Source organism: Neobacillus sp. OS1-32 (assembly GCF_030915425.1).
Taxonomy (GTDB): Bacteria; Bacillota; Bacilli; order Bacillales; family Cytobacillaceae; genus Neobacillus; species Neobacillus paridis.
In genome coordinates this window covers 1825210-1851793 of sequence record NZ_CP133263.1, presented here as the reverse complement: position 1 = coordinate 1851793, position 26584 = coordinate 1825210, and the positions used below count along the sequence as shown (strand labels likewise).

The window sequence follows — 26584 nt, the reverse complement described above, 5'->3', positions numbered from 1 at the left end:
CTTATATGATATACTTGATGCCGAAATTATTTGGCCGGTTCAAAGGAAACCTTCATTCCGTTAAGACTAACGGTTTTTTGGAAAAGATAGACTGTTTCCAGCACGCCATTAGTGAGTGTAATAGTATCGGCGGTTTGAGAAAAATGTTCAGCGGCGGCTCCAGCAAGGGTGGCAGGATTACTTAGATCACGGTCCCCAACGTATTTTTCTTTCATAGTCATCTCTGAAAATGAAGCATTACCATTTATTAGCGTTGCCTTTTGTTGAAGTCCGGTGATCTCAACCGGTTGACTAGCGGAAATAACCGCATTAATGCCAAGAAACGGGATTTTTTTGGTGATTTTTAAATTGGTAATCGTTGCTTTGTCAATTTCATTAACAGCAACAGGATTTTTTTCAGCCGTGGCACTTTCGGCAACACTGCCATACATTTTAAAACCTTTGCCTTCCATCTTATCAAAGCTGACGGTGAAGCCGCCTACTAATGGTAGACCTGCGGCCATTCCGGTAAGCCCGAAAGTTCCCAAGAGCGCCCCTAAAAATAAAAACCCTCCAAGCAAAGCAATGATGAGTTTTTTCTTGACTGTCTGTCCTCCGATGATCACTGATTCTGCTGTCATCCTTTGTCCTCCATTTCTTGATAATTTTGAATAGCGGTAGCCATTTTGGCAAATCACGAACTATTCGTCATAATTTTATGATAAATCAGAAAATAGGTTAACCCCTACATTTGTAGTGAAATTATCTTTAAAATAGGGAAATTTTAGGAGAACTCGTGCAAGATGAACGATAATTTGTGAAGAGAGCAGGAATTTTGCGGGATATTGGCGAATTAAGATTTCCATGAAATGACTACCAGTGAAAAGGAGGGAATCATCATATGTCTAAGTCACTGAATGCCCATTTAAACCATTTGCTAAATGATGCCGTTTCCCTGCTTAGTGACTATCAAGGGGATCTTTTACACGAATGGGAGTTAACCCTTCAATCGCTCAATAATACGAAAAAGAAAACCATTGCTGTATTTGAATTTGCCAGTGACTTTCTCGTGAACTTTTTAGATACTTTTCACAAAGGTAAAGCTGATATTCATGAATTGTTGAAGGAAATTCAGTCAAGATGGTTTGCTGTTTTTAAGCGGTCGCCAGAGCCGGAATCACTCATTTTTCATCTGAACTTATTAGAAAATTCAGTGCATAGGGTGTTGAAAAGAAGGATTAAATATTCCTCAAAATTACATCCTTCGGTCCATTATTTATTTTCGAAAATTAGTGAGGTCATGTTGTTTCAAACAGGGCTGGAGATGAAAAGCGCCTGGAAAGATGCCGTTATCCTTTTCAATGAATGGATTATTCGCTCGCAAAACTTTCAGGAATCTGTTGAAAATATTTGTTTCGGATTCGGTTATTTTTTGCCATTTGATCGGTGTGCTCTGTTTAAATTTGCAAATGAGGAAAGTGTCGGGGTTGGTTTATTTGGCCATCATTTAAATAATGACGAAATTCAAGCGATTGCTGAAAAAATTACCAATATTCCCGTCCTTAATGAAAGTATTGTGAAATTAAAATCCCAAGGGCATGAAATGAAAAATTTCCAGCCGATTTATATTCCGGATGCCAAACACGAGTTTCCTGAACAATATGTTAAAAAGTTTGAACTAACTTCTTTAATCATTGTCCCAGTCTATGTTCCAGAAGAAGGGAAAATTATTGGCGGAATTGTGTTAGACCAAGGACCGGGCAAATATTTTACGGTAGATACAAGCCTTTTCCCGGCATTGATGAAATTTGGCCAAAGCTCAGGGGAGTTATTACTAAGATTTATTGATGCGCGGATAAAAAAACAGGATAAATTCGAGGAAGCTATTAATCTAACACCGAGGGAAATTGAAATCATTAAACTGTTAGCGGAAGGCGCCTCCACTCAAGAAGCCGCCTCGAGGCTTTATTTAAGTGAATACACCGTTAGAGACTATATCTCAAATATCATGAAAAGATTAAAAGCGCAAAATCGCACAGAAGTGGCTGTCAAAGCGATCCGCATGGGAATTATCGAATAAGAAAACGAACTTAATAGGCGAAAAATTAATCCTGTAAAGCCCCAACAAGAAAGTTGGGTTTTTTATTTGTGATCGTCGCATGTTCATATTGAAAAGAAGGATGTTTATTGATGAAAGAAATGAAATATATGTAAGGTGCCTATACCATCTAATGTGAATCGAATACTCTAAAATAAGGTAATGTGCGGAGCAATGGGGAAGGGGGAAAAGACATGAATAAGCATACCGAGAGTTGCTTTTGTCACGATTTGCAGCAATTGTTGGAGGAGCAGGAAAAACTGTCATTGAAAGGTTTTCGCTTTGTTTGTGAATCAATCGGATATGATACGATACCGTTTATCATTTCCAATCAGGAATGTCGCTTTGAAGCTTTCGGGAGATCAGTAACCGGGAACTGTTTCATTACACCAGTATTTAGATTGGAGAAACTTGACATAAATCATTGCTGCGCAGTCCTTTCATTGCTTGAACCTGTAGATATCGATGGCTGTCCAATGGAATTTTGTGATGAAGTGTATTCACTAATCAAAACGCAAGAATGTATCATTGTCGATTTAAGCTGTTTTTGTGCTCTTGAACCATTGTCCCCCAAATTAGTCGATCGGCCCCTGCCAATTATCGAACCAAAATGAACAAATAATTTTGTGCAACGATCGGCTGATTTAATTTGAGAATCGGGATAATTGGGATAAGTGTCTATTGCACTTTTTTTCTTTCCTGAATAGGATATATAGACTTTAATAAAGGAGGTAATGGAAATGACTGCAGCAGGTGGATACGGAGCCGGTTTTGCCTTAATTGTTGTATTGTTCATTTTACTAATCATTGTAGGTACAGCTTTTGTTGGTGGCTTTTTCTATTAAAATATAAAAGGAGGAAATGACATGTTTGGTTATGGTGGATTTGGCGGTTGTGGTGGATTTGGTTATGGTGGTGGCTTTGGCTGGGGAGGCTACGGCGGTTTTACATTAATCGTCGTATTATTTATCCTCTTAATTATTGTAGGCGCAGCTTGCTACTATTAAGCGAACAAAACGGGGCCCGCTTGGCTAATCAAGCGGGCCTTGTTTTGTTCATATTTAAAACAATGCTTTCTACTTCGGAACCCTCTAATGTTTCTTTTTTAAATAATGCATCGACTAATTGTTGATACTGGACATGATAGGTTTTGATCAGATTTTCTGCTTTTTTCAAGCCTTCGGCAAACAATTCTTGCATTTTTGTCTCTTTGTCCTTGCTATTAAACGTTAAGGTAAAACCGTCTTGCAGCATGCCCGTATCAACCATTTGCTCAATGATCTGTTTAGCCTGCTGTACATCGCCGCTGACACCAATGCTATGTTCACCCAAGTGGATTCTCTCGGCAACACCGCCGGCTAAAATCATCGCGACACGATCAAGCAGGTCACTTGTCGTGGACAAATGAAGTTCGTTTGGAATTGGTGCCACATAGCCAAGTGCCTCACCCCGAGGAATGATCGTTGCTTTCCGAACAGAGCCTGGTTTTGTGATCGAGGCTACAAGTGCATGACCTGCTTCATGAATGGCAACACGATGTTTTGTTTCATAATCCTGCAAGGTTCGTGAGGCACTGCCGAGGATGGTCCTGTCTAAGGCATAATCGAGATCTTCCTTTTCAATGGTATCATGCCCATTTCGCAAAGCTCTTCGGCTCGCTGTTTCAAACAATGAATGCAGTTCAGCTCCGGAGAAACCTGAGGTGCTTTCGGCTAATTCATTTAAAGAGGCATAAACCGCGGGAGCCAAAGATTTTCCTTTTGTATGGATTTCAATAATTTCCCGTCTTCCCTTTGTATCAGGCAGCGGTACTTGAAAGCTAAAATCAATTCTTCCGGGGCGCAGAAATGCCTCATCGAGCATATCTTTTCGGTTTGTAGCCGCAATAAACAGAATCCCGTCATTGGAATGACCGCCATCAAGCTGAACTAATAGCTCGGTTAACGTCTTTTCTGCTTCTTCACCGCCATGAGCTTTTCTCTTTCCAGCAAGAGCATCGACCTCATCGATAAAAATAACTGCTGGTGTTTGCTTCCTTGCGGCTTGGAACAAAGACCGAACACGGCTCGCACCCACTCCGACAAAAAGTTCATTAAACGCGGAACCGCTGGCCGAAAAGAAGGCTGCATTTAGTTCATGAGCAATGGCTTGAGCCAGCAATGTTTTTCCAGTTCCCGGAGGGCCATATAAAAGAATTCCTTTCGGGGGCTTGATCCCTAATTTCATTGCCTGCTCCGGCTCTTTTAAAGTTGAAAGTGTCTGTAATATTTCTTCCTTCATTTCTTCACCGAGGCCGCCAACATCCTTTAAGCTGATGGCTGGCAGCGGGCTTGCTTTTGCAACACTATTTTTCATTGTATTGAGGCCAACGCTGCCCTTTCTTTTTTGTAAGACAAAGCCGGCACCGGCGAGAAGAACAAGGACACCAGCCAATGCCCATTTTCCATAACGGCTGCTTGTTGTGTAAGAGTAATCAATATTATATTTTTCTACTAATTTATTTACCATTTGGCTATTTGGGGGAATATGGGAGACATATTGTGACTTCCCAGTATCTATTTCAAGACTGCCATCTTCATGTTCTGTAAGAATTATTTTTTTCCCTTGCTGCTCTTGAATTACTTTTTCAACAGAGGAGAATGGAATGGAAATCTCATGATTTGTTGATTGAATCGCCCAAATGGTTCCTGAAACTACTATGATAAACGCGACAAAAAGCGGAATAAACTTGGAGATTACTATTTTGCTTCGATTCAATAGGATCATCCTCCATCTCAAAGTCTTCTCCTATTATAAAACAATTTCCAGAAAAATGGGCATGGTAATCACTGGAAGATGAGAACAAAAACACCTATCTTTTTCAAGATAGGTGACGAATTTTAGGAGAGCATCCGTAAATGCGGGATGATCGGCGCTAGCACACTTTGTGCCAAAACACCAATGCTTACATCAACACATGCGGCCTTCTTCCATTTAAAAACATGAACCTTGCCATTTTTTGCCTCATACAAAAAAGCGAATTGATCGGCCTCTTCGACAATCCCAATTTTTTTATAAGGCACCTTATTTTGTTCAAGGACAATTTCAAATGCCTTTTGTAATAAATTTAGCGTTGCTTGGTCAAGTTTATCAATATCCATCAAATTCCTCCGAGAAATTTCAGTTTAGTTCCATATACTACTATTATATTCTTTTCTGTATAAGGATAAAAGAAAGAATCCTGAACATTCAATGAGATATTGCAAAGTTACCATTTGCGAGATAAGATAAAAATTATGGAAAAAATTTATTGCTGTTTAAAGAGAGGAAACCATAAATGGAAAACGATTTTATAAAAGAAGTATTATCGCGCCGGACGTTTGCAATTATTTCTCACCCGGATGCCGGTAAAACGACACTGACAGAAAAGCTGCTGCTTTTTGGTGGTGCTATTCGCGATGCCGGAACAGTAAAGGCTAAAAAGACGGGCAAATTTGCTACGAGTGACTGGATGGAAATTGAAAAGCAAAGAGGAATTTCCGTCACATCCAGCGTGATGCAGTTTAAATATAATGGATTTCAAGTGAATATCCTTGATACTCCCGGACACCAAGACTTCAGTGAAGACACGTACCGAACGCTAATGGCTGTTGATAGTGCCGTGATGATTATCGATTCGGCCAAAGGGATTGAGGAACAGACAATAAAATTATTTAAAGTTTGCCGGATGCGCGGAATTCCCATTTTTACTTTTATCAACAAGCTGGATCGTCAAGGAAAACCGCCGCTCGAACTCTTGGCTGAATTAGAAGAAGTCCTGGGAATTGAATCATATCCAATGAATTGGCCGATCGGTATGGGCAAAGAGTTTCTGGGAATTTATGACCGCTATTATCATCGGGTTGAACAGTTCCGGGGCAGCGAGGAAGAACGCTTTATTCCGTTAAATGAAGCGGGTGAAATAGAGGGAGAGCATAAGCTGAAATCAACTGGTCTTTATGATCAAACCCTTGAAGAAATTATGCTTTTAAATGAAGCAGGAAATGAATTTTCCGAAGAACGGGTGGCAAATGGGACGTTGACTCCTGTTTTCTTTGGCAGCGCCTTAACGGCTTTTGGAGTCCAAACATTTCTAGAGACTTATTTGCGCTTCGCCCCTTCACCGAAAGCTAGAAATTCCTCTATTGGAGAAATTGACCCGCTTTCAGACGAGTTTTCCGGCTTTGTGTTTAAAATTCAGGCCAACATGAATCCAGCACACCGTGACCGAATCGCTTTTGTCCGCATTTGTTCCGGCAAATTTGAACGGGGGATGACCGTTAATATTCCCCGCCTAGGGAAGCGGCTAAAGTTGTCGCAATCAACGGCTTTTATGGCGGAAGAACGCAGCACTATAGAAGAAGCAGTCAGTGGAGATATCATTGGCTTATATGATACCGGAACCTATCAGATTGGTGATACCCTGACAACTGGAAAAAACGATTTTCAGTTTGAAAAATTACCACAGTTTACGCCGGAACTATTTGTAAGAGTCTCAGCCAAAAATGTTATGAAACAAAAATCGTTTTACAAAGGGATTGAGCAGCTCGTTCAGGAAGGAGCAATCCAGCTGTATAAAACAGTCAAGACAGACGAATATTTATTAGGTGCTGTTGGCCAGTTGCAATTTGAAGTATTTGAGCACCGGATGAAAAATGAATACAATGCCGAGGTTCTAATGGAACGCTTGGGGTCGAAAATTGCCCGTTGGATTGAAAACGACGTGGTTGATGAAAATCTGTCAAGCTCCAGAAGCTTATTAGTAAAAGATCGTTATGATCATTATGTATTTTTATTTGAAAATGATTTCGCACTTAGATGGTTTCAAGATAAGAATCCTAATATTAAACTGTATAATCCAATGGATCAACATGATTAAGGCGGGGAATGTCCCTGCCTTTTTATATGAAAAAAATTTTTTGCTTGCAACCCCCCAGAAATGAAACAAGCAAACGTACCGTTTAGTGACAAGCAGCTAGCTTACCTCCGCAAAATGACCGAAACGTATGATATAATTGGTCGAATAGAGGTGAGCATATGCTAGGTTTATTGTTTATGGCCAAGAAAAAAAAGCTGACTTTAGAAGAAACTGTAGCCTTAATTCAACAAGGAAACTCTTCTCTTCTTAACGAGCTGATCGATGCATATAAACCATTTATCGCTAAGACTGTTTCTTCTGTGTGTAAACGATATATATATGAGACCGATGATGAATTTAGCATAGGGCTTATTGCATTTCATGAGGCGATTGAAAAATACTCGCCGGAACGGGGAAGTTCCCTGTTAAGTTTTGCCGAAGTTATCATTAAAAGAAGAATAATCGACTATATTCGTAAACAAACAAAGAACCAACATTTAAGTATGGACTTAATGAACCACCCCAACGAGGAGGATTCTCCCGGAGATGTAATTGTAAATGAGCTATCTCTGGAGGATTATCATAAAAAGAATGATGAGCAATTAAGAAAAGAAGAGATTATCCGGTTTCAAGGCTTATTGGTGGATTTTGACCTTAATCTCAGTGATTTATTGGAGAATTCCCCGAAGCATGCCGATGCTAGAAAAAATGCCATTTTAGTAGCAAAAACATTAGTGGAAGACCAAGAATTAAAATGGTTATTGCTCGAAAAAAAGCGTCTGCCGATTAAGCAATTAGAAAAAAAGGTTAGTGTAAGCCGTAAAACAATTGAACGGAATCGTAAATACATCATTGCGATTGCACTAATTTTATCCGGTGATTTTATCTATATGAAGGATTATTTAAAGGGGGTGTTGGAAACTTGAAAAAAGGAATTGTCATGCACATAGACGATGCTTTTCTAATCCTTTTGACCCCCGAAGGAGAGTTTTTGCGGGCCAGGAAGCTGGAGCAAACCTATACCCTTGGCGAGGAAATTTATTTTTATCCAATCGCAAATACTGATAAAAATCAGTTTTTAAAGCGTTTGAATCAATTTGTCAAACTGAAGCCAATGTGGCTTGCAGCCATTGCCCTTATTATCATTTTAGGATCTTTATTACCCATGTTTCAAACTGACAAAGCATATGCTTATTTGTCCATTGACGTAAATCCCAGCATTGAGCTTGGCGTAAACGTAAAAATGCAAGTTATTGAACTAAAGGGCTTTAATCCGGAAGGGAAAAAGGTGGTTGCCCAGCTAAAAAATTGGAAGAAGCATAGTGCTGCTGAAGTAACAAAAGTTCTGTTAATAAACATGCAAAAAAAGGGTTTATTGGAGAACCATAAACATGTCATTTTCTCAACTGTTCGGATTGAAAAAATGGAGGAAGAGGCGGAAAAAAAGCTTCAAAAAAATATTTCTGAGATTAAAGATGCCATTTATTCTCAGCACCTGGAACTGACTGTTCTCTCTTGTACAAAAAAGGAACTAAAAAAAGCTCACGAGCTAGGGGTAACAGCTGGGAAATACCAGGCTAATTATCGTAATGAAAAGGATAAGGCAAAATCAAATGAGCAACGAAATAATCGAAAAAATGGAGGGAAGATTCAGCGCGATTTCCAGGAAACTCAGCGGCCAGGACCAATCAAGAAACAAGCTATGGATGCAAACGGTGATCATAAAGGCAAAATTGTGTTAAACAATAAGGCTGAAAAGAAGCTGCCGCCAGGACAATTAAAAAAGGCCGACAAAACGCGATTCAACAGTCCTAAACAAAAACAGCAAAAGGTGGCACAGAGCGGACAATCAAAAAAATATTCCAATCAAAAAAGTAAGAAGAACAAAAATTCCCCTGCAAAAAAAGATAAACAAAGAAAAAATCACCCAAAAAGTAAAGTAAAACAGTGGGAGCCAGCGAAAAGTAACGGAAAAAAACAACAGCATTCAAAAAATAACTCGAAACAGCCGGTTCAGCATAAAAACAAGAAGAAGCAAAAGGAGCATCGCCAAAGCAATCCAAAGCACCCCAGTGTAAAGCAGCCCAATCATCCAAAAAATAAAACGAAGCCAAATGATCGTTCAAAACATCATGGCAAACAAGTTCATTCAAAAAACAAAAGCCATCGGCAACAGAAAAATAAGTCCGGCAGTAACCGGACTTTTTCCATGTTTATTTGTGTTTAGCGGTTGTGTTGTCCTGACAGCTGGGATTGGGCTTGCTGTACTAATCGTTTCGTAATTTCTCCGCCTACCGAACCATTGGCTCTGGAAACCGTATCGGAACCTAATTGAACCCCAAATTCTTGGGCTATTTCATATTTAATCTGGTCCAAGTATTGTTCAATGCCTGGTACCAATAATTTATTGCTGCTATTAGCCATCTTCGTTCAACTCCTTTTCATTCAGAGAATGGTTATCTCTGTATACATATTATTGATTGGTTGTACCCTTTTCATTAATGGAAATGTTTTTCGAAGTTGGATATTTAGTCCGTCCCCTTACTGACATCTATTGTCGGGTGCATAAACGGAACAGCCTGAGGCTTTCGTTTGCTTTCTAATAATTCATGATTTTCGGTTGTATTCCAGCCGATATCATTTGTGGGATGAACCCATTCGTCCCCTGACATAATCGCCGGATCCGTCTCAACTGTCCAATTTTCAAGTGGCGAATTGGCCGACGAATAGTGGCTGTCACCAATGATTACTCCATGTTGATTGACAAAGGGAGCCTCCATTTTGATGCCTGTTCCTTTGAAACTCGGGGCGTTAATTTGATGTGGCAATGTTTCGTCGATACTTAATGGTATCTCAAGCTGAGTCTCTTTCTTCTTTTTCACCTACGTCACCTCTTTTTCGGTTATTTTTCTCCAGTACTTCTTTTTTATGAATGAAAAATTAGCCAACGCATATAAACTGGATTTTATCCTACAATATAAATGTAATTTCATTAAGAAAGGGGAGCAGCTTCAATGGCTAAGCGAAAGGCAGAGTTTAATGCAGTAGAAAAATACACAAAAACCCCTCGGAAAAATATTCAAGAAAGTGAATTTTCGGCTGAATTTACCGACAATAATAACGCGATTCGGTTTCAAAATCGCAATTCTAAGCAGGGGAAAAAGGGGAGAAGTGACAATGAAGGGACGTCGAAAAGCTCCGCCACGTATACCGATTGAAGAATTTTCGATAGAATACGGTGATGTGAATAATAAACCTCTAGCGGAAAATAAGAGGCGGACTAAAAAGGAAAAAAGGTTCAGAGAAAATAAGCCGGAGTAATTCTCCGGCCTATAGTATGTTTATTGACGAGAAAATGTCTGTCCGTTCCTTTGCGGGGTCAAAGTAAGCTAACAAACATGAAGGCTGTTTAGCAATTTCACCGGTGGATAAAAATTTCTCTAAATCAAATGATATTTTCTCCAGCATTGTGTGCTTATATAGCTCTTTTTCTTCCAGCCGAAGATTTGTGAAGTTTTGCCCCAATTTCTCCGGAGATTGAGCAATCTGTTTATATATAGCTGCCCTGTCATCCTTATTAAATGTTGGGGTCCACCATGGTTTTCTTGGTTTGTATTTGTGATTTCTTAAATAATCGTACTTCATTAATCCCTCAACAATCTCTAATTGCTCAATTCCCTTCATTTCAAGGAAAGAATGAAGCCGCCGGTATAAGTCCTCCAGCTGATGGCCAATTCTCGACCAGCCTTGTTGATCCCAATAGGAACCAAATTCCTGAAAAAAGTCAAATGGTGTCAAAAAAACATTTGAAACTATGTATTCAATGGTCGTATCCATTCTGTGGTCATTCCAATATTTCTCCAGCACATCTTCAACTTGTTTAATCCGCACAATATCATCAAAGGAAAGGACTTTATTACTTAAAATTTCGTAAGGTGAATGATCCATAAATACATACTGATGTTCAGCAGCATTAATCCTAAGACCAGTCCCCCGCAGCATTTTAAGAAACCCCAATTGTAACTCTTCCGGGCGCATTTCAAACACATCGTTAAACGTTTTCCGAAAGAATGAATAGTCTTCTTCCGGCAGTCCGGCAATTAAATCAAGGTGCTGGTCAATTTTTTTCCCTTCTTTCACCATGGTGACGGTTCGTTTTAGTTTTTCGTAATTTTGCTTGCGTTTAACAAGTTCATTTGTGTAATCATTTGTGGATTGTACCCCAATTTCAAAACGGAACAATCCCTCCGGCGCCTCCTGATTAAGAAATTCAATCACTTCCGGCCGCATAATATCGGCTGTAATTTCAAATTGAAAAACTGTGCCGGGTAGATGTTCATCAATGAGAAAGCGGAACATTTCCATTGCATAGCTTCTGCTAATATTAAAGGTACGGTCAACAAACTTAATCGTTCTTGCCCCGTTAGCCATCAGGTAGCGAATATCGTTCTTGATTTTTTCCCTATCAAAATAGCGGACGCCCACTTCGATTGACGAGAGACAAAACTGACAGGTAAACGGGCAGCCGCGGCTTGTTTCAATATATGTAACCCGTTTTGCTAAATGCGGAAGATCTTCTGGAAAACGGTAAGGAGATGGAAGCTCCTTTAAGTCAAGTTTCTGTCCAGGTGAAGTAACAGTAATTTGTCCCGCTTTACGATAGGCAATCCCCGGAACCTGATCGAATTCTTGCGTTGTTGCGATTTCCATCAGCAGGCGTTTAAAGGTCTGTTCCCCTTCACCAATGACAATAAAGTCGACATCGGCATTCGTTTCCATCCACCATACAGTATCATAGGTCACTTCCGGTCCCCCCAGGACAATAGAAATGGAGGGGTTAATTTTTTTTAGCATATTAACGACTTTTAATGTTTCTTCGATGTTCCAAATATAGCAGCTGAAGCCGATCACATCAGGATTTTGCTGATAGAGATCAGAAACAATGTTCAAAACCGGATCTTTAATCGTGTATTCTTTGAGGTGGATGTCAAATTGTGGGGCTGCGTAGGCTTTTAAGTAGCGAATGGCAAGATTCGTATGGATATACTTGGCATTTAAGGTTGCACAGATCACATTCATAGAAAAGCTCCTTTGTCATGATTCAAACCATTTAGATTATAGCTCATTTTGATGAGAAAAGACAAAAACACATCTGTTATAGTGTAAACCAATCTGTTATAATACAATGATTTTTCTGTTCCATAATAATTGTAAGCGTATAAAATCAATAAAACAAAGCTTTTTCAAAGGATTAAACAAAGTGTTTTAAAAAAATCTCATAAGTGTTTGATTTTTGTCACAGATTTATAAAATAAAATGTCTTAGAATAATATTTGAACAAATTTCAAACTTTTTTTAGAAGTTTTTTGAACGAAAGTGGGGGAGATGTGATTATGTCAATTTTGCCGAAAAAAAATGAGCTTGGATTTTTTGAAATTCGCCTAGAGTCTATCGGTGGGCTTGGGGCAAATTTGGCCGGAAAGATGCTTGCAGAGGCAGGGGTATTAAGTCTAGGTTTAAAGGGATCCAATTTCTCATCATATGGCTCGGAGAAAAAAGGCTCTCCGGTAAAAAGTTTTATCCGTTTTTGTGATCCGGATGTTGAAATTCGTGATCACAGCCCAATTGAACAGCCTCATATTGTTGGTGTTTTTCATGAAGCTTTATACCGCACCGTTGATGTGGTCAGCGGCTTGAATGCCGATGGGATTGTTCTCGTTAATACGACAAGAGATTTTGACGAAGTAAGAAAAGATTTGCGTCTCGAATATGGCACTTTAGCAATCGTTGATGCTTTAGGGATTGCCGTTGAGGAAAAAACGAAAGTTAATACGGCAATGCTTGGAGCGCTTTATCGGATTTGTGATTTTCTCGATCCTGAGTCAATGAGAGATGTAATTCGAAAAACCTTCACAAAAAAATACCCACATTTAGTGGAACCAAATATTCGCACATTTGACCGTGGTTATCATGAAGTTCAATTTAAAACTTACTCTGTTCCTGAAGGAGCCGTGGGAAAAGCCTTTTCTCGTCCTAAGCCGTTGCTTGGTTATGAGACCCAGGAGCTTGGCGGTGTGATTACGGCGCAGGCTAACAGTATTTTAAAAGATTTAAGCGGATCACGGCAAGGCTTTATGCCGGAATTTAAACAAGAAAAATGTATTAACTGTGCTGCCTGTGACAATGTCTGCCCGGATTTTTGCTTTGTTTGGGAAGAGGGCGAGGACAAGAAAGGCCGAAAACAAATGTTTCTTAAAGGAATTGATTATCAATACTGTAAAGGCTGCTTAAAATGTGTCGAAGCATGCCCAACCGATGCGCTTAGTGATCTGCGTGAAATACTCGGTTATGCGGATGAACATCGAGTTAAGCAAAACTTTCCATATGTAGCAGGGGGGAGTTACTAATGGCAATTTTGGAAGATCAATTAACGACAAAAGGGGCAGCTGAACAGATTTCAACCTTTGAATCAGGGAATGAAATGGCAGCGATGGCGGCAGCCCAAATTAATTATCATATCATGGGATATTTCCCAATCACTCCTTCAACTGAAGTGGCACAATACTTGGATCAAATGAAAGCGCGCGGCGAACATGATATTAAGCTGATTCCGGCCGATGGCGAGCATGGATCAGCAGGGATTTGCTACGGTGCTGCCGCAACTGGTGCACGTGTTATTAATGCGACAAGCGCAAATGGTTTCTTATACATGATTGAACAGCTGCCTGTTCAGTCTGGTACCCGTTTCCCAATGGTATTAAACCTTGTAACTCGTGCAGTCAGCGGTCCGCTTGATATCAGGGGCGACCACTCAGACCTTTATTATGGCTTAAATACCGGGTGGGTGATTTTAACTGCAAGAACGCCGCAGGCCGTATATGATATGAATATCATGGCGCTTAAAGTGGCGGAACATTCCAAAGTCCGCCTTCCAGTCATCGTGGCTTATGACGGGTTCTGGACATCACACCAAAAACGCCGTGTTGAATACTTCAAGGACCGCCGCGTCGTTCAAGAGTTTGTTGGCGAACCGCAAATTGAGGGTTACAATTTTATCAGAGATCTGAAAAAACCAGTTACGATCGGTGCTCATATGCTCGGCGATGATATTATTAACAATCACTTCCAGCAATCAGAAGCGATTTACAATGCGAAAGAGGTTTTTGAAGAAGTTGCTGCCGAATATGCCAAGCTTTCCGGCAGAGAATATAACGTATTAGACTTGTATAAAATGGAAGATGCCGAAGTGGCCTTATTCTTATTAAACTCTGCGGCTGAGTCAGCTAAGGATGTTGTTGATCAGCTCCGTGCCAAAGGGATTAAGGCTGGCGTTATCAGTCCAAATATGATTCGTCCATTCCCGGCAAAGGAAATCCGTGAAGCCCTAAAGAATGTTAAAGCATTGCTTGTTGGGGAACGTGCCGACTCTTACGGTGCGCAAGGGGCAAATTTAACCCATGAGGTGAAATCTGCACTTCAGGAAGATTATCATAATAAAACAATCGTGTTAAGCCGTGTCTTTGGTTTGGGTGGCAAAGACTTTTACGAAACTGATGCCAAGGCTTTCTTTGATATGGCGATTGACGCAATGGAAAAAGGTTATGCCGAAAAACCATTCGATTATTTTGGCCATGTTCCCGGTGATCCGGAAAAAGCACTTAAGCCTGTAATTGAACCACAGTATGGTGATGTCTATAAATCAGGGTTAATTGAAGTTAAAATGGATGAAGCAACCAATAAATTAAAGGTTAAAATTCCGCCGCTTCGTGCTTTAACCGGGAAGCCAAAACGGATTGCTTCCGGGCACGGCGCATGCCCAGGCTGTGGTATCTTTGCCGGCCTTGAATTATTCTTTAAAGGAATCGAAGGCGATATCGTCACATTGTTCCAAACAGGCTGTGCCTATGTAACAACAACAGGGTATCCCAATACATCCCACAAGCAAACGATGATGCATAATTTGTTCCAAAATGGTGCGGCCACATTATCCGGTACGGTTGAAGCATTTATGGAACTAAAACGCCGCGGAGAAATTCAGGTCTCCGATGACGCTACCTTTGTGATGGTAACCGGAGACGGCGGTATGGACATTGGGATGGGATCAGCGATTGGAACAGCGCTGCGTGGACATAAATTGATCATGCTGGAATATGATAATGAAGGCTATATGAATACCGGGTCGCAAATGTCTTATTCCACACCGATTGGCCATATGACAAGCACTTCAGGCGTTGGCAAAGCCCAGCGCGGTAAAGCTTTCCATCATAAAGACACAGCCCAAATTATGGCAGCAACCAATATACCATATGTATTTACCGGTTCCGAAGCATTTCCGCAGGATTTAGTTAAAAAAGGTGCTAAAGCACAATGGTATGCGCAAAATGTTGGAACGGTGTATGGAAAAATCTTGATAACATGTCCATTAAACTGGAAATCTGATGATCGTTATGGGACAAAAATTGTTGAAGCTGCTGTTAATTCTTGTTTCTTCCCGCTGTATGAAATAGAGCAAGGTGTAACGACAATTACCTACAATCCGGAAGACAAAAATAAACGAATTCCTCTCACGGAATGGCTAAAATATATGGGTAAAACGAAACACCTTCTAAAAGAAGAAAACAAGCAATTATTAGAGGAATTCGAGCAAGAAGTTGAGAAAAGATGGCAGCGCCTTAAAGCAAAACACGAAAACCCATTACTGTAAACCTTATTGAAACGCAAAGCTGATTATTGCTTTGCGTTTTTGTTTATACATGAAAAATAAGAAAAATGCGCTTGTGAAAAAATGCCAGCAACGAAAAGGAATTTTCTCGCTATATGTAGAATATACGTAATATTATTGCTTGACATGGATAAAGTGGGGTGGAAATGGGTGAAAAGATGTGATGCTCATGAGCATACAATACTTCAAGGTGTCGATACGAAGCGGAATAAAAAATGGTATTTGAAAGGGGATCAACAAAGATACAAACGAGTCTTTGAATATTCAATGGATGGCCTTATTCTATGGGATCATCAGGGGAGAATTGTCGACATAAATCTTGCTGGGGAGAAACTTTTTTGTCTTTCGAAAAACCAGTTAATTGGGAAATTTGTCTATGAACCCTTTATAAAACAAGAACATTTAATACAGGAGATTATCTATCATATCGAAAAAACGCTGAAGGATCACTTTTACACCTCAACGTTTGTGATCGAAGGTAAGGATGGAAATAATAGATATATTGAGTGCAATTCAACCATTAACATAACAGACGGGTTAAATTTTACTGTTTTTAAGGAAATTACCGACAAAATCGAGATGCAGGAACAACTCCTAAAATCAGAAACCTTGAATGTAATCGGTGAACTTGCGGCAGGAATAGCCCATGAAATAAAGAATCCAATGACTGCTTTAAAAGGCTTTATCCAATTGCTTGAAGGCAGTATTAAGGCAAATCATGAGATGTATTATCAAGTAATAACCACGGAACTCGAGCGTATTGAATCGATTATTAATGAATTTTTGCTGTTAGCCAAGCCTCAGTCAATTAAATTTCAAGAAAAAGATATCAATCAAATTATGCAGGAGACAGTTGGTTTACTATACGCCCATGCCGTCCTTCATAACGTACAGATTGATATTACATATGAAGAAGGGCCGATACTGGCTTTCTGCGAGCCCAACCAATTGAAAAAAGTGTTTATCAATTTAATTAAAAATGCAATTGAAGTTATGCCGAATGGCGGAACCATCTCGATTACCGTTAAAAGAATTGAAAATAATCAAATCTATATTTCGATCAAGGATGAGGGGAGCGGAATCGCTAAGGAAAAACTTAGTAAACTTGGTCAACCGTTCTATACAACGAAAGAAAAGGGAACAGGACTTGGTTTAATGGTGAGCTATAAAATTATTGAAGAACATAATGGAACAATAGTAATCGAAAGTGAAGAAGGAAAGGGCAGTATTTTTCATATTAAATTCCCACTAGATCCAACTAACGAAAAAAGCGGACGTTAAAAATTAACCTTTAGAAAAACAATAGTGTCTTGTACGGGTTCTAAGGAAGAGGTGCTGAGGGCATCTCTTTTTTGATAGTTAATGTCGAAAAAAACATAAAATAGCTTAAAGAATTTGTCGAAAAACGAAAGAAATAGAATGTTTTGTCTGCTTTTGCGAAGCTATTTACTTTTAGAAAAAATCTGTCATAATTCTTCAAGTAATCTAATTTTTTGCGAATACAAAAGGAAAAAAAGAGGTAGGGATTAAATTGTATAGATATAGTAATAGTCAAGCAGAAATGATCGAAGAGATAAAGGTGAAAAGAGAACTAATGATTAAAAGTGCCAATACCTTTGGATTTACCAGTGACGAAACGATCAAATACAGCCAAGAACTGGATGAATTAATCAATAAATATCATAGGATGATGGGACAAGCTGCAGAACCAGATGAGGAAGTAAAATTTGCGATTAAAAAATCCATTATGATTTGGCCAAAAGCACTAGTATGATTGAATGTACCATTAATGTTTTTCAGAAAGATGTATTGAACGAACGCATACAATTTATCCGCGAGATCTATGCAGTAGTCAGGCCTTCGTAATAGATTCTTAGTCATTACCCATTATGAAGGCCTTGTCAATTGCATAGCAAATTTCCCCTTTAGTTGACCTCAAAATACATAATATATCGAAATTACTACTCTTCTAAAATTTTATCGATAATTTTTTATATTATTGTGATTTTTATCATTGTTTATATCTTGATATTTTCTATATTTAAAATAGGAGAATTTTAGCATATTACGAAGCAATTTTTGCTTACAACATTAAAACGAGCTGACATTGTTTATAAGGAGGTAATGCCTTTTCCCGGATGAAATAAAAAGAAATCTCTTTCCAGTGGTATATGCTTTTATAGCGACTCATATATCGTTAATAAAAGCTTTTTTAAACCTAATTAAGCAAACGCTTACACCTATTTATCTCTTAGAGGGAGGGAAGTTTATGCACATCGTCGTATGTGTCAAACAAGTACCGGATACAAAAATCATCAAAATTAATCCTAAAACAAACACACTTGACCGCCGCAGTGCTCCAGCCATCTTGAATCCTTACGATGCTCATGCCGTTCAAGAGGCAGTAAAAATTAAGAGGAAAACCGGTGGTACGATTACGGTACTGTCAATGGGACCGCCACAGGCAACTGCCGTCATTAAGAAAAGTATTGAGATTGGGGCTGACCGCGGGGTGTTATTAACCGACCGTGCCTTTGCAGGTGCCGATACTCTCGCAACAAGTTATGCCTTATCGAAAGCGCTGGAACGGATTAATATGGATCTGCCAATTGATCTGGTCATTTGCGGTAAGCATGCTATTGATGGTGATACAGGACAAGTTGGACCGGGCATTGCGCGGCGCATGGATATTCCACCGATTACAAGCGTTATTGAAGTAACAGAAGTGAATCAAGAGGAAAAAACGGTTTTAATTAAACGAAAATTAACCAGTGGTTATGAACTCATACAGTCTGAGATGCCCTGCCTGTTAACCGTTGAAAAGGAAATAAATGATATTGAATATTCCCCCATGCCGAATATGATAAAAGCAGCAAGGTACGAACCGATTATCTGGTCGGTTAATGACTTGGAAAATGTCGACCGCACTCAGCTTGGACTGAAAGGCTCACCAACCATTGTAGGTAAAATGTTTACACCTCCACGTCCTGAAGGCGGCAAAAAACTGGAAGGATCTGTATCTGAACAAGTAAGTCAGTTAATGGAAATCTTGATGGAGAAAAAAGACTTATTTACGTTAACGTCATCAAGGTAAAAGGTTAGTTTAGAAAAAGCCATGTTTTTTAGGAGGGGTATACGTGAATTTAGACGATTACCGTGGAGTCTGGGTATTCATCGAACAAAATGATGGTAAGATTGAAGGGGTCTCATTTGAATTGCTTGGTGCCGGCAGAAAGCTTGCCGATAAATTAGATGTTCCCTTAGCCGGCTTTTTGCTTGGAGACGGGATCAAATCATTGGCTAACCAGACAATAGCTTATGGGGCTGATCAAGTATATGTTATCGATCATCCGGTATTAAAACATTATCGGACTGAATCGTATATGAAAGGTGTCATTTACCTTGCGCAAACCTACAAGCCGGAAATCATTCTTTATGGGGCAACGCCAAATGGGAAGGACTTGGCAAGTGCTGTTGCCACCGATTTAAGCACCGGTTTAACAGCCGATACGACAATGCTCGATGCCGATGTCGAAAAACGGCTGCTTGAGGCCAGCAGACCAGCATTTGGCGGAAATATCATGGCCACCATTCTATGCAAAAAGCACCGCCCACAAATGGCGACTGTCAGACCGAAAGTGATGAAAGCATTAGCGCCCGATTATGAAAGATCCGGTCAAGTCATTGAAGAGAAAATCTCACTGAAAGAAGAAGAAATGCGGACAAAAGTACTACAAATTGTGAATGACGTAACAAAAAAGACGAATTTAGCGGATGCCCATGTCATTGTTTGCGGTGGAAAAGGAATGGGCGATTTGCAAAACTTTCAGCTCATTCATGAATTGGCGGAAACCATTGGGGCCAGTGTTGGCGGTACACGCGATGTTGTTGAGGCCGGATGGCTGCCGCATGAACAGCAAATTGGTCAAACCGGGGAAACCGTAACACCTAAAATCTATTTTGCGATTGGTGTATCGGGAGCGATTCAGCACGTTGTCGGGATGAAAAACTCTGAATTGATTATCGCAATTAATAAGGATCCTAATGCACCGATTTTTGATGTTGCCACATATGGAATTGTTGGAGATGCGATGGAGATTGTTCCTCAATTAATTGCACAATTTAAAAGCTTGAGGACGGAAAAAGGCGGTGAAGTAAGCTATGCCTGAAAAATTTGATGTAATCGTTGTTGGCGCAGGACCGGCCGGTACAGCATGTGCACTTACCTGTGCACGGAATGGCTTAAATGTCTTGCTCATTGAAAGAGGAGAATATCCAGGGGCTAAAAACGTAATGGGCGGGGTATTATACCGCCAGCAATTGGAAGACCTGATACCGGAATTTTGGAAAGAAGCGCCGCTGGAAAGACCGGTGATTGAACAACGTTTCTGGATGATGGATAAAGAATCAGTCATTTCGTTTGGGTATAAAGGACTTGAGTGGGCTGTAGAGCCATATAATAATTTTACTGTTTTACGGGCGAAATTTGATCAATGGTTTGCTCAAAAGGCTGTAGAGGCGGGTGCGCTGCTCATAAATGAAACGGTTGTCACGGAATGTCTGGTTGAAAACGGCAAGGTTGTCGGCGTACGCACGGACCGGCCAGATGGTGAGGTGTTTGCTGATGTTGTCGTTCTCGCTGATGGCGTAAACTCTCTGTTATCCAAGCAATTAGGGTTTCATAAAGAATTTCGCCCGGATGAAGTAGCCCTGACGGTCATGGAAGTGATCAATCTGCCAAAGGACAAAATCAATGATCGCTTTAACTTGGAAGATAATCAAGGGTGTACGATCGAAATATTCGGTGACTCCACAAAAGGGAACCTGGGAACCGCTTTTCTTTATACCAATAAAGAAAGTCTCAATATCGGTGTGGGAACAACGCTATCAAGTATGATTAAAGCAAAGCTAAAACCTTATGAATTGCTGGACTATTTGAAAAATCATCCGATGGTAAAGCCATTGGTTGCAGGCGGAGAATCGGCTGAGTACCTAGCCCACTTAATTCCGGAAGGTGGATTGCGCTCTGTTCCGAAAGTGGCCGGAAATGGTGTGGTCGTCGTCGGAGATGCGGCACAACTGGTAAATGCGATCCATCGTGAAGGTTCGAACATGGCAATGCATTCCGGACTATTAGCCGCTGAGGCGGTAATCGAAGCGAAAAAACGTGGAGACTTTAGTGAGACCAGTTTAAACAGTTATCGAGAAGCACTATATAATAGTTTTATTATTAAAGATTTAGAGAAATATAAGGATGCCGCTCATACGTTTGAAAAGTACCCGCAATATTTTAAAGAGTACTTACCAATGATGAATCGGGCTGCCAGCAAATTCTTCACGGTTGACGGGACACCAAAACGCGATAAACAAAAGGAAATTATTAAGAGTGTGACAGCGGAAAGAGGAACTTTAAGGGTAATACAAGATCTTTATCGCGCGTGGAAGGCGGTGAAATAAATGTCAACGAAGAATATTGAAGAAAAACAGTATCTTCTACGATTCAAGTGTGATACGAAGTCTCATTTAACTGTACTTGATCATGACATTTGCATGACTAAATGCCCAGATAAAATTTGTACCATCTTTTGTCCTGCTGAAGTTTATAAATGGGAAGGTACGCGGATGCAGGTCGGCTATGAAGGCTGCCACGAATGCGGCAGCTGTCGGATCGGCTGTCCATACCAGAACATTAAATGGGAATATCCCAAGGGTGGACATGGAATCGTGTTCCGGTTGGCATAATGCTAGTTTTTATCTACTCATTTGCTTATCAAAGAACTCGTCAAAATGACGAGTTCTTTATTTTAGGTGTGCTTTGTTTAAATTTTCATAAATAGTTCAAATAACCATTCAATGATTGAAATTGCCATATGTTAAAATTAATTTGGCCTATCTATGTCTTGATAAGTAGTGTTTTTTCCAGCAACATTTTTATTACTCTGAATTTCAAATCAAGTAGAGAGGAGTAAATAAAATAATGGAGAAAATCATCGTTCATTTTTTTGGTAACTATAGGACAACTGTCGATAATAAAAGAATAATTTTTCCCTATGGAAAAGCGGAAGCGCTTTTTTATTATTTGGTTGTTAATAAATATGCTTCAAGAGACCAGTTGGCCAATTTACTATGGGCTGATATGGAAGATAAAATTGCTAAAAAGAATTTAAGAAACGCCTTGTATACTTTGAAGAAGCTGTTTAAAGATATAGAGGTATTTTCTTATAATGGACTTTCTGCCGTATGTTTGAATCCCGATGTAATAATTGAATCGGATTATGATGAGTTTATTCAGAATGATCACAATGTCGAAGTATTTAAAGGTGAATTTTTACAGGGGATGACCGTAAAAGATGCTGTTGAGTTTGAACGGTGGATGTATAAGGTTAGGGATGAATGTAATTTTATTTATAGCGAGCGACTATGGAATCAGTTAACTGAACATAAACAAAATAAAAATTACTTTCAACTAGAAAATATTTGCCGGAAGATTATCGAGTTAGACGAATATGATGAAAGTGGTTATATTGAATTGATGAATTGTTATAAAGAACAGCAAAAATACTCGAATGCGATTGTTATTTATAATGACTTGTCAGATTTACTACTCCGTGAATTAGATATTGCCCCCAACGATGAAACTCAAAAAGTTTACAATGAAATCCTTGATTTAATGAATGAAAGAGAAAAAGTTAAAATCTCCCAAAAATTCTTTATTGGCCGAGACCAAGAAAAAAGACTATTAAAAAATATCTACGATAGTTTTATTAAAAATGAACCTTATCATTCCATTTTGATTCGTAGTGCCATGGGTGTCGGGAAAACACGCTTAAAAGAGTATTTTGTAACAGAAATAACAGATAAAACTGTGAATATCGTGGAAGCCAACTGTTATAAATTTGAAGAAAATTATGTTTTGCGGCCATGGAAAACCATTTTAGTCAATATTTTAAAAGTGGTTAAAGCAGAAAAAATGATATTACCACTTTCTTTATTGGACGTACTTGGAACTTTTGCTCCCGAATTTGAAAGTTATAAGAAAGAATTGCTTAATAGACCAACGCATGACAGTGAAGCACATAAATTGTTTGAAATTGAAGACGTGATTGTTGAAGTACTGAAAGTTGTCTCGAGTCGAAAAAAGTTAATACTGGTCTTTGAAGATATTCATTGGATGGATGCAAGGAGTATGCGTCTATTGGATAGTTTGCTGGTAAATGATGAAATGAATAATTGTTTATTCTTTTTAACAACAAGAAATGAAATGAATTCTGAACTGGAAAAATTCCTTGTTTATATCAATCATTATGCAAAAGTGAAAATGATCGAACTTAACGCTTTTAATGAAGATGAAGTAAAAAGATTTATAGATCGGGCATTGCCACAAGAAAAAATTACCCGTAATTTGTTGGAAGAAATATATCATGAAACGGAAGGAAATGCCTTTTTCTTAACTGAATACATCCATGCCATCATGAATCATCAGTCCAATGATGGGCTGACACCGCGAATGCAGGATGTACTGAAGTTTAGGTTCATTGACTTAAATGAGATTGAAAAAAAATTAGTAGAAATTGCTTCACTCTTCTATGATGAGGTTTCTATTTCTGTTTTAAAGGAGTTTATCGATTTAGATGAATTGGAAATTATTGAAGTCGCCGAAGGATTGGTTGAGAAAGGATTTTTAAAGGAAATAACGTATCAGCGGGATATTTGTTATTCATTTGTCCATCAAAAATTACGGGAGTTTCAATATATGCAAATTCCCACTGGTAAAAAAAGGATATTGCATAACCGCATTGGAAAATTGCTTGAATGTAATTTAAAGAATAATTTGAGTGACAATAATATATATCATAAACTTATTTATCATTTTGAAAGGGCTTGCAATGATATTGAATTATTAAGATATAGAATAAAAAGCTTGAGTACGTTTCTTAATTTTATTCATGAACGTTTTCCAACAATAAATTTCGATAATGAGTCTTTTAGTAAGTTGTATATTGGGGAAGAACATATCGAGCAAAACTTAACGAGTTTAATGGCTCTGCTCGAAAAGGTTAAGGACGACTTTCCTTTAAATGAGGAAATTCCAATCTTTGAAATGAATGTGTTGTTTTTAAATGGTCGATTTAATATTCGCAGAGGCTATTATGAGAGAGGTTTAATCGAGATCGAGCAGGTTATTAAATTGGCTGCCAAATTAAAGCAATATGATTTTGTGTTAAAAGGTTATGAACAAAAAATTATTTATGCCATTCAAACTTGTGATACGAAAGTACTGGGACAGGTATTGGCGCAGGCAGAACCGATAATGCAACAAAACTCTACAGAAAAATATAAAAATGGGATTTGGCTCCGATATTGGGGGATGTATGAGTTTTTAAAGAGGAATTTCAAACAAGCAGAAGAATATTTCCGTGAAAGTATCTCGATTCATACACAGGATATCGAAACATATGAGAAATATCGCTTGAATATAGCTGCTTGTTATCGTAATATCGGTGTTATTCGCATGGAACATGGAGATTATGCAGGAGCTCTCCATTATTTTGAGAGAGCAATTTCTATTTGCGATGAAAAAAATTTATGGATTAGCCTCTCCTTATTTAAAACAAATGCCGGTGTGGCGTGTTATTATTTGAAAGATTACTCGCAAGCGAAAGAGCACTTGCAAAGCGCATTAAGTATTTACAATAAGCTAGCTTATAATTTAAGTCAGCCAATTGCTGAAATATATATGTGTTTATTACTTTTAATGGAAAAAGATTATCAAAACGCTTTATCTTATTTAATGAAAGCAGAGGAACATGCACAAATACTGCGGAATCCGCAAGAATTAATCAGTCTTCTTGAACTGAAGAAATCAATTGTAAATGCAATGGAAACGGATAAAGGGCTATTTAATACCTTCGAAAAATATTTATCTGACTTTGATTGTGCAACATGTGAAGAGAAAAAAAGAAAATTAATGGAGCAGCCCTCTTTGGTTAGCTAGAAGCAGGGATGCATCAAGCCTTAAATCAACGGATTTAAGGCTTATTTTTTTTCTTGGCATCCTTTTGACGTTCTATGGATGGCAACGTCTTAAACTGGAAGTAAATAAAAGTTTATTAAAGAATGAGGGTGAAGCAATGACTGTTTTAATGGTGGGGAAAAAAGTAGCCAAATATAAAATGGAGTATCTACAGGACGAGATGAATTATTTGAGAAGCAAAGGGATTGTTCCCAATGTAGAGATTATTAGAGTAGGTGGGAAGGGAGACGCAAGAACATATGAAAATTCGATTAAAAAGAAATTTGATTACCTAGGAATTCGCCATCATGAATCAATTTTTCCGGAAGAAATTACAGATAAAGTATTTTTAAATTTTATGAAGAAAAAAAATGAGGATGATAACATCCATGGTATTCTTTTATTTCGTCCGCTTCCAAGCCATTTAACAGATCATAATCTGATAGTTCCCGAGAAGGACATTGAAGGAACTGCGCCATTTAATGTGGGAAAAATTATGAATGGCAAAATGAATGGCTTACTTGCCTGTACACCTTTGGCAGTGATGGAACTTTTATCCTATTATCGAATAGTCCTTCAGGGGGCTCATGTTGTCATTGTCGGTCATAGTGCAGTTGTTGGAAAACCATTATCCATCATGCTGCTTAATCATGGAGCGACCGTAACGATAGCTCATATTTATACGAAAAATCTTGAAGAAATCACCCGGGAAGCAGATATAGTCATTTCCGCAACTGGCAAAAGAGGTTTAATAACGAAAAACCATATTAAGAATGGAGCGGTTGTCGTCGATGTCGGCATATCAGTCGATGAATCCGGTAAAGTGCATGGTGATGTACTTTTCGATGAAGTCATTGAAAAAGCCAGTTATATTACACCAGTACCTGGAGGAGTGGGGGATGTAACAACTACCATGTTAGCCAGTCAGGTACTAAAGGCAACCAAATTAGCAATGTCCAAATCTAGAGAATATCAACTACAATAAAGTCGTTGAATTGCGATAGGACAATAGAAAGCGAGGATTTCAGGATGAACGGTTGTAGTCCGGATGAGATTTTGAATGTTACTGTAAAAAAAGGAATTGAAAAGTCGCAAATGTCATATAAAAAAATTATGATTTTAGCCTTTTTAGGCGGTGCTTTTATTGCACTTGGTTACTTGGCGTATATAAGGGTTGCTGGAAATATGCCGCATGAATGGGGGAGTTTGCCGCATTTAATTGGAGCAAGTGTATTCCCAATTGGCCTTATTCTTATTTTACTCGGGGGAGGTGAACTAATAACCGGTAATATGATGGTAGTTGGTACTGCTTGGTTTGCCAGGAAAGTTTCATTTGTAAACTTGGCAATAAATTGGCTGTTGGTCACTTTCTTTAACCTCTTAGGCGCCATTTTTGTTGCTTATTTATTCGGGCATGTAATTGGTTTAACAGAAGGTGTTTTTACTGAAAAAACCGTTATGACGGCACAGGCAAAAGTTGATGCTAGTTTTATTCAGGCGTTTATCTCTGGTATTGGCTGTAACTGGCTTGTAGGGATCAGTGTATGGCTATCCTTTGGCGCCAAAGATTTTGCCGGAAAAATCTTAGCCATTTGGTTTCCTGTCATGATCTTTGTTTTAATTGGTTTTCAGCACGTTGTCGCTAATTTTTTCGTTATTCCGGCTGCCATTTTCCTTGGAAAATTAACATGGATTGATTTCTTGTTCAATGTCATCCCGGTATGGTTGGGTAATGCAGCAGGGGGAGCAATTCTTGTAGGTGGATTATATTCACTTGCTTATTACCAAAAAAATGATGAAGAACAGCGTGTAAGCTCAACTGAAGAAAAATTCTTTCACCAAGCTATCAGTAAACGAGCAAACTAAATAAATTTCACAAAAAGAAGAAGGGAACAT

The 26584-nt window shown here is 38.9% G+C and carries 25 protein-coding genes; 19 read left to right on the top strand and 6 right to left on the bottom strand.

The genetic code is table 11. The features are described from left to right. Positions 1-26: 26 nt before the first annotated feature. A complete protein-coding gene (locus tag RCG24_RS09355) occupies positions 27-620 on the bottom strand; it encodes a DUF6230 family protein (protein ID WP_202653721.1) in 594 nt (197 codons plus the stop codon). A gap of 260 nt (positions 621-880) precedes the next feature. On the opposite strand from RCG24_RS09355, the gene RCG24_RS09350 reads away from it, so the two are divergent. The 4 genes from RCG24_RS09350 (at position 881) to RCG24_RS09335 (ending at position 3084) form a co-directional block, all read left to right on the top strand. After that, positions 881-2059 (top strand): response regulator transcription factor, encoded by a 1179-nt coding sequence (locus RCG24_RS09350; RefSeq protein WP_202653722.1) that lies wholly within the window; start codon positions 881-883, stop codon positions 2057-2059. Positions 2060-2271: 212 nt separating this feature from the next. Then, entirely contained in the window at positions 2272-2691 is a 420-nt protein-coding gene (locus tag RCG24_RS09345) for a CotY/CotZ family spore coat protein (RefSeq protein WP_202653723.1), read from the top strand. Between the two features lie 126 nt (positions 2692-2817). Then, complete coding sequence (locus tag RCG24_RS09340) at positions 2818-2922, top strand: YjcZ family sporulation protein (protein ID WP_202653724.1); 105 nt, start codon at positions 2818-2820, stop codon at positions 2920-2922. 21 nt (positions 2923-2943) lie between these two features. Continuing rightward, positions 2944-3084, top strand: coding sequence for a YjcZ family sporulation protein (locus RCG24_RS09335; RefSeq protein WP_202653725.1), 141 nt, complete (start codon positions 2944-2946; stop codon positions 3082-3084). Positions 3085-3112: 28 nt separating this feature from the next. Here RCG24_RS09335 and RCG24_RS09330 read toward each other — a convergent pair whose 3' ends face one another. Continuing rightward, positions 3113-4834: an AAA family ATPase gene (locus RCG24_RS09330; RefSeq protein ID WP_374049140.1), complete on the bottom strand. Its 1722-nt coding sequence runs from the start codon at positions 4832-4834 to the stop codon at positions 3113-3115. 122 nt (positions 4835-4956) lie between these two features. After that, complete coding sequence (locus tag RCG24_RS09325; RefSeq protein ID WP_202653726.1) at positions 4957-5217, bottom strand: hypothetical protein; 261 nt, start codon at positions 5215-5217, stop codon at positions 4957-4959. A gap of 176 nt (positions 5218-5393) precedes the next feature. Between RCG24_RS09325 and RCG24_RS09320 the strand changes: the two genes are divergently transcribed. From RCG24_RS09320 to RCG24_RS09310, 3 genes are all read left to right on the top strand, one after another. Continuing rightward, on the top strand, positions 5394-6974 hold the full coding sequence (locus RCG24_RS09320; protein WP_308078921.1) for a peptide chain release factor 3: 1581 nt from the start codon (positions 5394-5396) through the stop codon (positions 6972-6974). A 158-nt stretch (positions 6975-7132) separates the two neighbouring features. Further along, positions 7133-7879, top strand: a complete 747-nt coding sequence (gene sigI / locus RCG24_RS09315) for an RNA polymerase sigma factor SigI (RefSeq protein WP_202653728.1) — start codon at positions 7133-7135, stop codon at positions 7877-7879. Beyond that, positions 7876-9180, top strand: coding sequence for an anti-sigma factor domain-containing protein (locus RCG24_RS09310; protein ID WP_308078920.1), 1305 nt, complete (start codon positions 7876-7878; stop codon positions 9178-9180). The genes sigI and RCG24_RS09310 overlap by 4 nt, the downstream gene beginning before the upstream one ends. Here the strand turns inward: RCG24_RS09310 and RCG24_RS09305 are convergent. Together RCG24_RS09305 and RCG24_RS09300 are read right to left on the bottom strand one after the other, a co-directional pair. Then, positions 9177-9377: an alpha/beta-type small acid-soluble spore protein gene (locus tag RCG24_RS09305; RefSeq protein WP_202653730.1), complete on the bottom strand. Its 201-nt coding sequence runs from the start codon at positions 9375-9377 to the stop codon at positions 9177-9179. The genes RCG24_RS09310 and RCG24_RS09305 overlap by 4 nt on opposite strands. Before the next feature lie 104 nt (positions 9378-9481). Further along, positions 9482-9835 carry a DUF3905 domain-containing protein gene (locus tag RCG24_RS09300; protein ID WP_202653731.1) on the bottom strand — a complete coding sequence of 118 codons (354 nt, stop codon included), beginning with the start codon at positions 9833-9835 and terminating at the stop codon, positions 9482-9484. Between the two features lie 132 nt (positions 9836-9967). Between RCG24_RS09300 and RCG24_RS09295 the strand changes: the two genes are divergently transcribed. Then, a complete protein-coding gene (locus RCG24_RS09295; protein ID WP_202653732.1) occupies positions 9968-10171 on the top strand; it encodes a hypothetical protein in 204 nt (67 codons plus the stop codon). A 112-nt stretch (positions 10172-10283) separates the two neighbouring features. On the opposite strand, the gene RCG24_RS09290 is transcribed toward RCG24_RS09295, so the two are convergent. Next, a complete protein-coding gene (locus RCG24_RS09290; RefSeq protein WP_308078919.1) occupies positions 10284-12032 on the bottom strand; it encodes a B12-binding domain-containing radical SAM protein in 1749 nt (582 codons plus the stop codon). 314 nt (positions 12033-12346) lie between these two features. Here RCG24_RS09290 and RCG24_RS09285 point away from each other — a divergent pair, with 314 nt between their 5' ends. The 11 genes from RCG24_RS09285 (at position 12347) to RCG24_RS09235 (ending at position 26554) form a co-directional block, all read left to right on the top strand. Next, positions 12347-13360 (top strand): 2-oxoacid:acceptor oxidoreductase family protein, encoded by a 1014-nt coding sequence (locus RCG24_RS09285; RefSeq protein WP_202653734.1) that lies wholly within the window; start codon positions 12347-12349, stop codon positions 13358-13360. After that, positions 13360-15657, top strand: a complete 2298-nt coding sequence (locus RCG24_RS09280; RefSeq protein ID WP_202653735.1) for a transketolase C-terminal domain-containing protein — start codon at positions 13360-13362, stop codon at positions 15655-15657. The genes RCG24_RS09285 and RCG24_RS09280 overlap by 1 nt, the downstream gene beginning before the upstream one ends. 168 nt (positions 15658-15825) lie before the next feature. Next, entirely contained in the window at positions 15826-16956 is a 1131-nt protein-coding gene (locus RCG24_RS09275; RefSeq protein WP_308078918.1) for an ATP-binding protein, read from the top strand. A gap of 250 nt (positions 16957-17206) precedes the next feature. After that, complete coding sequence (locus RCG24_RS09270; protein ID WP_202653737.1) at positions 17207-17449, top strand: aspartyl-phosphate phosphatase Spo0E family protein; 243 nt, start codon at positions 17207-17209, stop codon at positions 17447-17449. Positions 17450-17944: 495 nt separating this feature from the next. Next, on the top strand, positions 17945-18769 hold the full coding sequence (locus tag RCG24_RS09265) for an electron transfer flavoprotein subunit beta/FixA family protein (protein WP_202653738.1): 825 nt from the start codon (positions 17945-17947) through the stop codon (positions 18767-18769). A 43-nt stretch (positions 18770-18812) separates the two neighbouring features. Further along, complete coding sequence (locus tag RCG24_RS09260; protein ID WP_202653739.1) at positions 18813-19844, top strand: electron transfer flavoprotein subunit alpha/FixB family protein; 1032 nt, start codon at positions 18813-18815, stop codon at positions 19842-19844. Next, on the top strand, positions 19837-21132 hold the full coding sequence (locus RCG24_RS09255) for an FAD-dependent oxidoreductase (RefSeq protein WP_202653740.1): 1296 nt from the start codon (positions 19837-19839) through the stop codon (positions 21130-21132). The genes RCG24_RS09260 and RCG24_RS09255 overlap by 8 nt, the downstream gene beginning before the upstream one ends. Next, on the top strand, positions 21133-21417 hold the full coding sequence (locus RCG24_RS09250) for a ferredoxin family protein (protein ID WP_202653741.1): 285 nt from the start codon (positions 21133-21135) through the stop codon (positions 21415-21417). A gap of 235 nt (positions 21418-21652) precedes the next feature. Further along, a complete protein-coding gene (locus RCG24_RS09245; RefSeq protein WP_308078917.1) occupies positions 21653-24670 on the top strand; it encodes an AAA family ATPase in 3018 nt (1005 codons plus the stop codon). A 64-nt stretch (positions 24671-24734) separates the two neighbouring features. Further along, the gene (locus RCG24_RS09240) at positions 24735-25673 is read left to right on the top strand and encodes a bifunctional 5,10-methylenetetrahydrofolate dehydrogenase/5,10-methenyltetrahydrofolate cyclohydrolase (RefSeq protein ID WP_308078916.1); all 939 of its coding nucleotides are present in this window, start codon (positions 24735-24737) and stop codon (positions 25671-25673) included. Between the two features lie 44 nt (positions 25674-25717). Next, positions 25718-26554 carry a formate/nitrite transporter family protein gene (locus tag RCG24_RS09235; RefSeq protein ID WP_308078915.1) on the top strand — a complete coding sequence of 279 codons (837 nt, stop codon included), beginning with the start codon at positions 25718-25720 and terminating at the stop codon, positions 26552-26554. Positions 26555-26584: the final 30 nt, after the last annotated feature.